This is a genomic window from Psychrobacter sp. TB55-MNA-CIBAN-0194 (assembly GCF_040309505.1).
GTDB classification, from domain to species: domain Bacteria; phylum Pseudomonadota; class Gammaproteobacteria; order Pseudomonadales; family Moraxellaceae; genus Psychrobacter; species Psychrobacter fozii.
In genome coordinates, this window is the sequence record NZ_JBEOOW010000001.1 from 147,679 (window position 1) to 160,674 (window position 12,996).

Annotated in this window: 11 protein-coding genes; 5 read left to right on the forward strand and 6 right to left on the reverse strand. The window is 42.3% G+C overall.

Features of this window, described 5'->3' with window-relative positions:
* Positions 1 to 28 precede the first annotated feature (28 nt).
* The gene (locus AAEY75_RS00565; protein WP_352257709.1) at positions 29 to 775 is read right to left on the reverse strand and encodes an SDR family oxidoreductase; all 747 of its coding nucleotides are present in this window, start codon (positions 773 to 775) and stop codon (positions 29 to 31) included.
* A 254-nt stretch (positions 776 to 1,029) separates the two neighbouring features.
* On the opposite strand from AAEY75_RS00565, the gene AAEY75_RS00570 reads away from it, so the two are divergent.
* From AAEY75_RS00570 to AAEY75_RS00580, 3 genes are all read left to right on the forward strand, one after another.
* Positions 1,030 to 2,436 carry a DUF2868 domain-containing protein gene (locus AAEY75_RS00570; RefSeq protein WP_352257711.1) on the forward strand — a complete coding sequence of 469 codons (1,407 nt, stop codon included), beginning with the start codon at positions 1,030 to 1,032 and terminating at the stop codon, positions 2,434 to 2,436.
* A gap of 62 nt (positions 2,437 to 2,498) precedes the next feature.
* Complete coding sequence (locus AAEY75_RS00575) at positions 2,499 to 3,473, forward strand: sterol desaturase family protein (RefSeq protein WP_352257713.1); 975 nt, start codon at positions 2,499 to 2,501, stop codon at positions 3,471 to 3,473.
* Between the two features lie 37 nt (positions 3,474 to 3,510).
* Positions 3,511 to 5,070 (forward strand): GTPase/DUF3482 domain-containing protein, encoded by a 1,560-nt coding sequence (locus AAEY75_RS00580; RefSeq protein WP_352257715.1) that lies wholly within the window; start codon positions 3,511 to 3,513, stop codon positions 5,068 to 5,070.
* A 62-nt stretch (positions 5,071 to 5,132) separates the two neighbouring features.
* On the opposite strand, the gene AAEY75_RS00585 is transcribed toward AAEY75_RS00580, so the two are convergent.
* The 3 genes from AAEY75_RS00585 to AAEY75_RS00595 all read right to left on the reverse strand — a co-directional run bounded on the left by AAEY75_RS00585 (position 5,133) and on the right by AAEY75_RS00595 (position 8,362).
* A complete protein-coding gene (locus AAEY75_RS00585; protein ID WP_197217182.1) occupies positions 5,133 to 6,149 on the reverse strand; it encodes an ArsA family ATPase in 1,017 nt (338 codons plus the stop codon).
* Between the two features lie 34 nt (positions 6,150 to 6,183).
* Positions 6,184 to 6,450, reverse strand: coding sequence for a cory-CC-star protein (locus AAEY75_RS00590; protein ID WP_110923532.1), 267 nt, complete (start codon positions 6,448 to 6,450; stop codon positions 6,184 to 6,186).
* Positions 6,451 to 6,670: 220 nt separating this feature from the next.
* The gene (locus AAEY75_RS00595; RefSeq protein ID WP_352257717.1) at positions 6,671 to 8,362 is read right to left on the reverse strand and encodes a carbon starvation CstA family protein; all 1,692 of its coding nucleotides are present in this window, start codon (positions 8,360 to 8,362) and stop codon (positions 6,671 to 6,673) included.
* A gap of 322 nt (positions 8,363 to 8,684) precedes the next feature.
* Between AAEY75_RS00595 and AAEY75_RS00600 the strand changes: the two genes are divergently transcribed.
* Together AAEY75_RS00600 and AAEY75_RS00605 are read left to right on the forward strand one after the other, a co-directional pair.
* Positions 8,685 to 9,353, forward strand: a complete 669-nt coding sequence (locus AAEY75_RS00600; protein ID WP_352257719.1) for a hypothetical protein — start codon at positions 8,685 to 8,687, stop codon at positions 9,351 to 9,353.
* 102 nt (positions 9,354 to 9,455) lie between these two features.
* Positions 9,456 to 10,019 carry a hypoxanthine-guanine phosphoribosyltransferase gene (locus tag AAEY75_RS00605; protein ID WP_110923410.1) on the forward strand — a complete coding sequence of 188 codons (564 nt, stop codon included), beginning with the start codon at positions 9,456 to 9,458 and terminating at the stop codon, positions 10,017 to 10,019.
* A 192-nt stretch (positions 10,020 to 10,211) separates the two neighbouring features.
* Here AAEY75_RS00605 and AAEY75_RS00610 read toward each other — a convergent pair whose 3' ends face one another.
* The gene (locus tag AAEY75_RS00610; RefSeq protein ID WP_197217179.1) at positions 10,212 to 10,733 is read right to left on the reverse strand and encodes a MepB family protein; all 522 of its coding nucleotides are present in this window, start codon (positions 10,731 to 10,733) and stop codon (positions 10,212 to 10,214) included.
* Positions 10,734 to 10,786: 53 nt separating this feature from the next.
* Positions 10,787 to 12,982 (reverse strand): exodeoxyribonuclease V subunit alpha, encoded by a 2,196-nt coding sequence (gene recD / locus AAEY75_RS00615; protein ID WP_352257721.1) that lies wholly within the window; start codon positions 12,980 to 12,982, stop codon positions 10,787 to 10,789.
* Between the last annotated feature and the right edge of the window lie 14 nt (positions 12,983 to 12,996).

Genomic DNA, 12,996 nt, shown 5'->3' on the forward strand with positions numbered 1-12,996 from the left:
CATCAATACTGTGAAACCATCTTTATAACTACCACGGTATCGACTCTCCAGCCCAATCTACAAAGCTGCCTGATTGAGTAGCGGTCATATTACTCAATACTTCTAACAAGCACTCTGCACTATAGGCTGGCGAGAATAAATGTCCGTCAGCCACATTACTCTGAAAAGGGGCTGAGAGTTGCGTATTGACCGTTCCTGGCTGCATGACAACCACGCATACATCCTTGAGTGACCTTCCCCATTCGATACTCAGATTTTTCATTCCCATATTGAGTGCTGCTTTACTCATCCGGTAGCTATACCAACCGCCTAGCTGATTGTCACTGATACTACCCACGCGCGCTGATATCGTTGCAAAAATGACGGGCGTGTCATTGCTACGTTTAGCTTTCGCCAGTAGTGGTTTGAAGTGCTTGGCAATCAGCAAGCTCGCTAAGGCATTCACTTGCATATTCTGTAAGAAAAAATCAGTCTCCATCTGACGTAGCGCTTTTTCCGGTTGCTGCGTGTCAGTATGCAATAATCCCGCACAGTTAATGACCCAATCGATATGAGTGGTTTGCTGTTTAATGATGTCAGCCGCTTGCTCGATACTGCTCTCATCGCAGACATCCATCGATATCCACTGTAAGTTGGGTGCTTCAAAATCAGGTATATTCTTATGGTGAGTAGCAAAGACAAGTGTGTCATGCATCGTGCTGGCGGTTAGCTGCTCTATCATGGCTTTACCAATGCCACCTGTACCACCGATGATTAGATAAGTTTTATTACTCATGATGATTCCTTTTTTAGATTATTTTTGACCGATTTTTTATTAGTTTATCGTTCATTTTGGCGCACTTTTATAGTCTTTACCATGATGGAAATGTTTAAAGATTCGGCATTTATGAATATAATTTACCAATTATAAGACCGCTATGGTGTCAAAAATAAAATCGTTGATATAAAGGCTATCGTTATTATATATACGCTACAATAATCAATTATGACCATTCTAAATCAACGCTTTTATACGGATGTTATCGCATTATGCTATCACCCCAAGATCAATTGACTGAGTTGGTACGCACGCTTGAGACGCAGCAGCATGTGTTTGCCACTGACCCGCTACTCATCACAGAAAAACTGCAAGGCGAAGATGGCAAACCCATCCAAAAGCTGCAGCGCCGAGCCTCACGTATCGATAGTAACGGCGCGTTGGCACAAGTTTTGGGTAAGATTGACGGCCGTATCAAAGGCATCATGGTCGTGATGAGCGTGGTGTGGTGTATTTCAGGATTTTTAGGGCTGTTTACGCTATTACAGGCCAATGTGGTTAACTTCTTTTATGTGTTGGTTTGTCTATTAGGGTTTCATACTATTATGCTCTTGGGCTGGCTCGCCATGACTTTGGTTAATCAAGGCAAGCAATCTTCTAATTGGTTTGCCAGTTTTGTCAGTCCCAGTTACCTAATACGTGGCAAGGATGATGTGACTAAGGCAGCGGTTAACTTGTACGAACGTCAATTGCAGCATAGTGGTATGCGATGGTATCTTGGTCGATTTAGCCATCAATTGTGGCTAGCAACGTTGACCGGTATGCTATTGGCGATTGTGTTTTTGTTGATTGTGCGCCAGTACAGCTTTAGTTGGGAGTCGACCTTACTGTCTGATCAGGCGCTTATTACTTTGACTCAGATATTGGGCTGGCTACCTAGTATGGTGGGATTTGGGGTGCCGGACAGTATGGCTATCGCACAGAGCAGATTGGTAACAGATGCCATGCCGCTATCTGTTGCACGGCAATGGGCGGGGTTATTGGTTGGTAGCTTGCTGATGTATGGCATCGTACCACGAGCGATTGCTTGGGCGTTTTGTGCTTTGATGTTCCGTCGTAAAAAAATGCGTTTGGATATCAAACTGCCCTACTATCAGAAGATTTTGAATTTTTGGCAACGTCATGTGGTAGACGCCGATGATTTTAATGAAGCACCTGCCCCTGTCGCGCCAAAAGCAACCGTGAGTGCTGGCAAGAAACTGGTTGCGCTACTTGAATATCCAACCGAACAAAATAATTGGTGGCAATCAGGTCTTGATAACACGCTTGAAGGCGATGTGGAAAATTTTGGCATATTAGATGATCGTGATGATATGGCACGGTTAAAGACGTATTTAGACAGTCATCCTGTACAAGTTTTACTTGGTATTCATAATAAAGCGCTGCCTGACCGTGGCACATTGCGTAAGCTTGATCAGATTGCCAGTCATGCAACAGAGGGACTGATTGTAAAACTGCTTAGTGATACTCGCCGGACTGCCAATCACGTGAATAATGAGACTTCAAACATTGCAAATGCTTCGGCATCACAACAAGTGGAAAACCAAGGCGTTCGCTATCAGCAGTGGCAGACAGCGCTTTCTGCTCGAAAAATCGGTTTGGTGGATGCTGAGAGTTAGAGAAAAGCATTTCAAAGCTCGCTGATATAATAAGGATAACTCATAATGGAAAGGAGTCCAGTATGACAGCAGCAGATAACGACCTGATGACGCTAGATCAATATGGTCAGATATTGGATGGTTATAAAGAGGCGCTGAATCAAACGATTTTGACCATTTCTCCTGAGTCATGGCACCCAATGCTAACAAGCATTTTTCCTGCGCACTGGCAAGAGTGGCTATTACCGCTGGCAGGTGGACCATTTTTCTTATTGTTCCTAGCAGAGTGGTTTTATCAATCTAAGCGCGGTAATGGTCAAAGTTTTAGTTGGAGACGTGCGATGACCAACTTTAGCTTGGGTGGCTCTTACTTGGGTTTTGAGCTGGTGGTACAAGCACTTATCGTCGTACCCATCTGTTTATGGTTATATCAATATCGATTGTTTACCATTGAGGTCACTTGGCTGACAGCTATTCCTATATTTATCGCGGTTGAGTTTAGCTATTATTGGTTCCATCGTGCCTCGCACCGGATGAATTGGTTTTGGTCTGCCCATGTATTGCATCATTCTGATGATAATATGAACCTATCCACTGCGATGCGCCAAAGTTTACTGTACTCAGTCACAGGTTGGTGGTTATTCTTTGTGCCATTAATGCTACTTGGTGTGCATCCCGTGTGGGTGTTTTTCTTTTACGCGCTTGATCTTATCTATCAGTTTTTTATCCATACCGAAACCGTTGGCAAATTTCCGAAATGGGTTGAGTATATTTTTGATACACCCTCCAATCACCGTGCTCATCATGGTACCAACGATGAATACATTGACCAAAACTACGGCGGCATGCTTATTGTCTTTGATCGCTGGTTTGGTACTTATGTAGAAGAAGATACGATCAATAATCCCGTGCAATATGGCGCAGTTGGTGAAGCCAGTCACGATAATATTATTGGTTTAATCTTTGGAGTATTTTATCGTATGTGGGAGCGTGTCTTTCGTGCCAAAGGATTTAAGCAGAAGTTAAAAGTATTGTTCAGACCACCCAGTGCCGCATAACGCTTTTGAATACTCATCATTAATATAAGATTCTATTATGAATAACGACGACAATTATGATAATAATAAAAACAGTGACAAACCAGTTGGGCTTTTTGCGGATAAAGGGTATGCAGTAGCGCCTGATGCTGTTACTGCTGATGCCACGATGACTAAGAAAACGGTAGCCAGTGGAGAACCGCTCAAATTGGCGGTCGTCGGTCATACCAACACGGGTAAAACCTCTATTTTGCGTACCTTGTTACGTGACGTTTATTTTGGTGAGGTCAAAAACGAGGCTGCCACCACACGGCATGTCGAGCAGGCGCAACTGACAGATAGCCAGACTGGCGAAGTCTTAGTGGCACTATATGACACCCCTGGTCTAGAAGATGCCTCAGGATTGATGGATTGGTTAGAAGATAATACAGCCAGTCGGCGTGATGGTATTGAGCGCTTACAGCAGTTTTTGGCGTCGGATATTGCTCAAGGTGTAGACCATTCAAACAACTATGACTATAGCCAAGAAGCCAAAGTGATTCGGCAACTGCTGGCAAGCGATATGGCCATCTACGTCGTTGATGCGCGTGAGCCAGTGTTAGGTAAGTATAAAGATGAGCTGGCTATTTTGTCTTGGGCCGCTATTCCTGTGATGCCTGTCTTTAATTTCACAGACAGTCAAGATGCCAATATTGATGAATGGCAGACGATGCTGGCAAGACGAAACTTGCATATATCCACGCGCTTTGATTCGGTTGCTTTTGAGTTCGAAGATGAAATGCACTTATGGCAAAATCTTGCCACCATGCTTACCCACTCTGAGATGCTTGAGCAGCTGATGCAGCGTCGAACGGAAAATTGGGCACAATTGAGTGATGAAGCAAATATTATCATTGCTGACTTTCTAATCAATGTCGCCGCTTTCGTACGTGAGATTAATGACAGCGACGATCCTATGCCAGTGTTGGCACAAATGCAGGAAGCTGTTCGCCAAAGCGAGCGTGCTATGCAGCATAATTTGCTTAATTTATATAAGTTTTATGACAATGCAGTTGCTGCCACACCACTTGAACTACAGGCATATCAGCAAGATCCATTTGACCCTGAGCTGTTGAAGAGCTACGGCATACGCACGACTTCTGGAGCAGCAGCTGGTGCACTATTAGGCTTAGGTGTTGATGCAGCAGCACTAGGCACCACATTGGGTTTAGGTGCAGCGATTGGTGGTATTGCAGGAGGGTTATTGTCTAATACTAGTAGTATTGCTGATAGGATTACTGGGGTAAAACGCTTATACATTGATCCTGCTACGTTGACACTATTAGCCACTCGCTCGATAGATTTACTCACGGCACTACGTCATCGTGGACATGCTGCCACAGATGCGACCCAGCTGATATATAAAGGCGAAAAAAATAACATTGAATCAGAACAAAATGAAGACGACAACTTAGTGACGCCATGGCCAACGCACAAATTACCAAGTGAGTTAAAAAAAGCACGTGGCAAGCCGCAATGGTCATCACTTAGTAGCGGTAAGTCTGAACAAGCTCAGTTGTTACGGGCAGATATGGCGTGGTCGCTTTCAGCTCAATTGCAGTCGTATAATCACGACTAGCCAAACTGATCATAATTAAAAACATAGAAAATAAAGTAACTGCCAGCGTTATTCTCGAATATTTATAGTACTGGTCGCAATAAAGCACTCAGCGCAGCAGTACCACGTACATCCGTTTGCTGTAGGTAAATCGGATATAGTGGGTACTTGGTAAAGCTTTGTTCTATATCTTGCATGAGTTGCTGCTGCCTATCTGCTCGACGCTGCCAAAAATCATCAGACTGAGTTGGTGCTATCAGCTGATTGATGACTATCGCTGCTGGCGTAAGTTTGCTGTCTTCTAACTGTTTGATCGCACGTCTGGTCTCAGCCAATGGCAATACGTCGGCGGTCATGACCAACACAATTGCTGTTTGTGCACGGTCATGAAGTAATACTCCTGCCTGACGAAACAGCTGTTTGCGTTTTTCTAATACGGATACGGCTTGCTCCCAGCGGTCAGATTTTTTTGCTGCAAATGGATTTGCCACATCGTTTTTATCATTTTTTTGATTATGACTGTCCAAGTGGTTTGCCACCGAGCGCAATTTAGACTGTCGGCGCTGCTGTGCCAGTAGCCCATCCGTCCATGCACCCATCATCTCTGGTAATACCAGTAACCGTAGAGTATGCCCTGTTGGTGCCGTATCAAAAATAATGTGATCATAATCTGCATCTGCGGCGTTGACCAAATGCTGACACATAGACTCAAGCATCGCTGCTTCCTGCGCGCCTGGTGCCGATTTTGATAGCTGTAAATGTTCTCGAATCTTGGGCATCATATCTGGATTGGCATAGGCTCTAATCGTACGCTCAACTTGTGCAAAGTGTTCGTCAACGATAGTGTCAGGATTCAGCTCAATAGCATCCAGATAAGGTGATATCACTGTTTTTTCGTTCTTCAGTCGAATATTTAATACATCGCCCAAACTATGTGCTGGATCGGTTGAGACAATTAAGGTTTTTTGCTGCTGGCTTGCATAATAGCTGGCAAGTGCAGCGGCAGTCGTGGTCTTTCCCACACCGCCTTTTCCACCGATAAATATAATCGGTTGTGTTGCCAGCTGCTCTACCAATGCCTGTAAGGAATGTAATGCCATACTTATCTCTCTTTTTTAATCAATATAGCTACCATTAGCAGCAACCAACGTGGTCAAAGGGACATCTATCCATACCCATTCTAGTGTGCCACTCGTGGAAGTTTTCCAAAAATAAAGGCTGTAGCTCTAGCGTATAAAAGCTGGCAGGATTATCAATGCCTAGGCTCTCAGCGAACATGAGTAGCATAAAAAAATCTTCTTCATCACGTGCAGCACGTGCCATCGTCTGACGGTATGGCGCATGATAAAACTCATTTAGCCCAGCGGTAAACCGTTGCCACCATGGTTTAATATCTGGCATGTCGTTCGATATGGTATCGCTTGGCTTGGCATTATCTGACATATTGGTATCGTCCATAACTTTTTCATCTCCTACGTCTTGTTATCTATCATGCCTATTTGATACAAAAAACGCCAGCAATGGCTGCTAGCGTTTTTTGTTTCTTTACAATATATGTACTGGCCTATTAATTAAATACTCGATGGCACTTAAATAATTGACACTTATTAGGTATCAGATATTAGGCATCATCTTCGATTTTGCCTTTACCTCTGTGTAGCGACCATTCTTTGCGCAATACAGATAGACTTTCAAACGTGACTAGAATAGTCGCTATCAAAATGATGATGTCCATAATGATAAGCAGCCAATTTCCGTCCGTGAAAAAAGTTTTAAGCTGAATCAATAGTGCCAATACGGTCATAACCAATAGGAACGACAACGGCGCTAAGGTAAACCAAACAGGCTTGCCTTTGCGTAACAAGATAACCGTTACGATCATTAAGGTCAAAGCAGCCATTAACTGATTGGTTGTACCAAATAGTGGCCAGATAACCATACCACCAGCACCATCAATACCACCAGCACCAAATGCTAATAATAGACAAGTTCCGACTGCTAGTAACGTTGCAACGACACTTTTATTAAGTATGGGTAATTTGTAAATCTCACCAAACTCTTGGAAGATATAACGCTGCAAGCGCACACCAGTATCCATCGTAGTGCCCGCAAACAATGCAGCCATTACTGTAAGCATCGTCTGCGATAGCACCATATCAATACCAACACCAGCATTCAAGATGGTTGCACCACCATCAATAAAGGCACCAATAGAACCGTCGCCGAATTTTTGGTAAACCGCTTCCCAATCGCCAAGCGTCGCAAAACCTGCTGTTGCAGCCAAAACGGCACCCAGTGCGAGCATACCTTCGCCCAATGCACCAAAGTAACCAACGAAACGAACGTCTCCTTCTTTATCAATCTGCTTAGAAGTTGTACCTGTCGCGACCAAACCATGGAACCCTGAAATAGCACCACAAGCAATCGTGACAAACAACAACGGCATCAGTGAAGGTGTGTCCATTGGTAATGATGTATTAATAGCTGGCGCAACAATATCAGGCGTCGCGATAAAAATCGCAGCGTATAATAAAATCAAACCGACGAATAACTGTAAACCATTAATATAATCACGTGGTTGTAATAGCATCCATACAGGCAATAGCGAAGCAACCGCTGCATAGGCAAACAAGATAAGAATCCATACTGCATTATCAGGTAACCCGAAAATAGTCTCAGGCAGTACAATAGGGAACATAGGGCCAAGATAGATAAGTCCGTATAACGCACTTACTCCGATAATTGATACCCAAACCAAATTCATATTGTAGCGATAAATACACTGGCCAATGATAAAGGCAACGACTAGCGCGCCCCAAACTGGCAAGACAGCAGATGGGGTCTTTATCATCATGTTAGCGATAGCAACGCCAAATACGGCATTGACCATCAGCAATAACAAGAAGATGACGATCATCATCAGACTGCGCACACGGGTACCCATAACGGTACCAGCGATAGAACCAATTGACTGGCCTCTATTACGCATACTTGCCCAAATAGCTGACATATCATGTACGCCTGCCATAAAGATCGTGCCGAACACAATCCAAATGATGGCAGGTAACCAACCCCAAATAACAGCGATAGCAGGACCGATAATCGGTGCTGCCCCTGCGACTGAGGTAAAATGATGTCCCCACAATACATATTTATTGGTAGGGACATAATCTATACCATCTTTCATGGTATGAGCTGGCGTGGGACGACTGTCGTCCAGCGCTAAAATTTTTGTGGCGATAAACTTTGAATAAAACACGTAACCGCAGAGCATGGCGGCGACGCCAAATAGTAGTACAATAGCACTATTCATCTTATCTCTCCCTAGACAAGTGGCAGATAGCCTTATGAGTTCAAGCTTTTTAAATCAAAATATTTAAAATATGATAAATTAGTGTGCCGCGAGCAGCCCACCCCGTTGTAGCAGAATAATAGCGATATTTTAATATGATTACTAGCTAAAAAACCCAGGCTATACAATTATAAAAGGTCACAAAATGAGATGTATTGTGATAACTTTTGAATAAATACTCAGTACAGGTTTAGATGAGTATCCTGTAAAAATAGTACTTATTTAATGATAGAGATAAAGATAACATCAGGCAACCATCAAAACAGCGAACAAAGGAAGCATCATGGCGCACTATTTTGGATTCGTACCCTCAGATAAATTAAAAGTATTGGTGAAGGAAGCCGAACAAGTCGTTGCTTCAAATGAGACCGTAGACTACTACCCTTATCGTGATGCACTCACCCATCAAACAGCACGTGATTTGATCGACAATCTATTGGTCGGACTGGTCGAGATTACACCAAATCCTGAACGCAAAGCCTCTATGCAGAAGATAGTGGTTACCGTTGAAAAAACGGCAGACACACTGCTTAATATCTTACTCGGTAAAGAGAATAACGAAGAAGTACTCCCTAGCTTTCATTTTTTGAGAGACAGAGCAACTTTTATTGATAATGATGGGATAACACGAGTAGGTTTTAAGTTATCTGAAGCAGATGGCCAAATTATTAATAAAGGTTTTTCTGCCATCACCCCTGATCATGTAGATGTAAAAGCGTTTAAAACAGCACTTGAAACGATGAATGATCAAACATTGACGCATTTTATTAGTAATTATGCTGAAACTTTAAAGTTGGGTATGATTAAACGCAAATCAGTGCCAGTCGCTAAGGCTGCCATTGATAAAGGTATGAGTATGGCACTGAATAAGCTACTGCCTGACCTACCTGATAGCTCATTAAATCGTTTAGCGAACTACTATCGCCCTTTTATCGTAGAAAAATCAGAATAAGACCCCGTATTAGATTAAATTTGCCCCAAAAGTCATATGCTATTGGGAAATTTCACTAAAATTTGCTAAAATAAGCGGCACTTTTTACCGAAGGCGCATCCGATGACCCAAATCAGTAACCAAGAAATCGAAAAAACATTACGCAACTCAGAGTGCCTTATCAGCAGTATCGAAGTTGCTGCTGCTTACGAACGTCTTGCTGCTCAACTTAACCTGCATTATGCTGGTCTAAACCCAATCGTCATGGTCGTTATGAATGGCGGACTTATTCCAGCAGGTCAATTATTGACTCACCTGACCTTCTACCATCGCATGCATTATATCCATGCGACACGTTATCGCGATAACGAAGGTACTAATGAGTTAGATTGGAAATACAAACCTGATGTTAGCATCGAGGGTGAGCACGTATTACTGATTGATGATATTTTTGACGAAGGTATTACCTTAAAAACAGTCGTCGAAGAATTAAGCAAAGAAAAACCTTTGTCACTTGAATCTTGCGTTTTGCTCAACAAAGAGCACGATCGTAAAGTTGAAGGGTTTGACGTTGATTTTGTTGGTATCAACGTTGCTGACCGTTACGTGTATGGCTGTGGTATGGATTTCCATGGTTACTTGCGTCACTTGCCAGGCATTTATGCTATCAAAGAAGAGAAAGTTTAACTCTTAGTCTTAATTGCTTAAAAACATTTAAGTCCTAAAAAAGCATCCGAATTGGATGCTTTTTTTATTGCTTAGATTTTATAACTCATATAGTCAAAGCACTCTAAAATGGGTGCAAGGCAGCCGACTGTAGATAGTACAAGTAGTACATCTAAGGATGAGGAACGCCGTAGCGGTTTAGTCGTTCACCGACTATACAATATACAATGCCCGTATTTTTTCTGTTGGTAGTACGCCTGTATCCGTAACCGTGAAGAAATAATCGAGTTGCCAAGTCTGAGTCTTTACAGCAGTATTATTGGTTGGCTTATCCCAGCTAGGATAGACCCTTATGCCCATCTTACCTTTTGTAGAATGAGACTGAAGAATATTATGTCTCAGTAAGATATACTTCGGAAAAACAAACTGCCCAAATGTATGATTGTCTTTAAATGTCGTGATTACTAACAAGTCTGGTGACTGATCATATTGGAAAGGTTGATTAATGCCTTTGGCGTCCTTTTCCCAAAAAGTAACGAACTGTCCTACTTTATTCGGTGTTTGCTTAGCCACTCTACCTCTAGCTGTTTTAATAGCCGATCGAGATGATAAGGTAAATAATCCTGCTGCGTATTCAGCGTTTTGTGCCTCCTGTTTAATTGAGGATACAATTAATTGGTGAGGCTCATAAATGATTTTATTGATATGATCTAGCACACTATCAAAGGTATGCAACTTTAATCCCCCTTTTTATATTTTGTACTTTCATGTCCTGTAATACTTATCTATTAAAGCTTAGAAAACTGTAATGCCAAACCTGTATGGCGCTCAGTTGGTGTTTTGACAGCACGTTCGAAAGCCTGCTTGGTACTATAAATGGTCACTTGTTGTTTAGCACGGGTCACTGCTGTATAGATAAGCTCTTTACTCAGTAATCTTGCATGACTATTATCAAAAGTAATCGCTACATGATCAAACTCAGATCCTTGTGATTTATGAATGGTCATCGCATATGCGGTGGCGATTACCTCTTCATTTAGTAAATTAACCGCAATTCCTTGTGTTTTATTCTCAAAAAACACTTCTAGTCGGCTTCTATCATCGCTGGTCTGCAAGCAAAAACCAATATCACCATTAAATAGCCCAAGCTCATAGTTATTTTGTAAAACCATAACAGGTCGACCATGGAACCATGTGTTTTGACCCAATGGTAGTTTTAGCTCAGCCAGATGCCACTGAGTGAGATAATTATTAATATAATGATCGCCCCACTCGCCATTATGACCAGCACTTAAGACTCTAAATTTATTAAATGTCTCCATTAATAGAGATACAGTATTTTTTACTGATTCTGGCATAGATTTTTCTATTGGACTTCCTAGTAAATTTTGAATTTTATTTACGTATGGATGGTAATTTTGGGATATTTTTGAAATAATTTCTTCTTTGCTTAGGCTATTTTTTATCTGATTATCTAATATAAATTCCGCTTGCAACGTGTTTACATACTGAAATTTCAGTGCGTCATCCTGTCTTAATAATTGCCAAATTGCTTGCGTATCTACCTCTACTTTATTAATTTGAGTGGCCAGCTTGCCGATACCTGAATCAGCGCTAAATCGGCGGCTTTCTGTTAGCTCTGCATGAATGGCTTGTAGTAGTGGAATACGACATAGATCAGCCAGTACAGCCCCTGCATCTACCGCTGCTAATTGGTTCGCATCGCCTAATAGTATCAACCTTGCACCTGGTTTTACCGCACTCACAAGATAATTGGCCAACTCAACCCCGAGCATCGATGCTTCATCAACGATAATAATATCTTCACCTAATGGATTATCAGCATTGTAGCGAGGTCTACCTGTTCGGCCGATACCTAGCAGACGATGAATGGTTTTGGCTTCTTGCAACTGTAGTTCTACATTCGCTGCGTCTAGAGCCGCCTGCAGAGACTCTTGCATTCGCTGGGCAGCTTTACCAGTTGGTGCGGCCAATGCCAAACTGGCACTGTCCGTACTGAATCGAATATGCTCAGCCCCATCCCTCCCACTCTCTGTCGCTTGCTGCAGCGCAATGACCAATTGAGCAACAGTGTAGGTTTTACCTGTGCCTGGACCACCAGTAATAATACTAAACGCATTATTATTAGCGACATTGATTGCCTTCACTTGGTTCTCATGAAGGTTTTCAGGTATTGCTATCTGTAAAGGACTTACTTGCTGATTTAAGATATTGTTGATATTTTTTGCTAAATTAAACTCTGCTTGCCAAGCACGGTGTAACCAAAAGGTGAGCGATATTTTTGTCTCGATTTTTTGTATTTGGTATATGATAGGTTTATTTTTACTTAGGCTATTTTTATTATTACTATCAGTATTCGCATCAACATTAGCAAATAAAGTATTCTCATGAATTGACTGAACAAAAGCAACTGAGTCACTATTTTTCAAACGCTGATATAACGTAGCAATCGCATCAAACCGTTTGACTAGCATCTCTTTTTCATGGTTGCTGAGTGCTAGCTGCGCCCATAACTGAGCTCGCTGACCAAACAAAGTATTTAGCAATACAAATAGCGATGTCTCCGTTGTAGCGTCGTCGTTTGGTTGGGTGTCTATCTGAGTATCAATCAGCGCAAGGATGGGTGTTGCCAGTATCTCTAGTAAGTTCTGCTGCCACGCATATAGTGCGACCAATTCACCATTAATTTGACCTTGTAGCGGCGTGTCATGCTCAGCTACCTCAATGGTCAATACGGTATGACCCTCTTCCAAATGAGCTGCTAAAATAACGAATAGAGCAGTGAATAAGTCATTATTTCCCGACTTATTGATTCTTTTGCTCTCATCATTCGTCTTTGCATCTACCGCGTCATATGCTACATGTGTTTGCTGACGGCGCAGCAAAATATAATCACTGAGATTACTTGCCCAGCTCTCTTGTAAGCTAATGGCTGACTTGCTCTTGTTGTTATTATTACTCATCGTGTCCTGGTCTC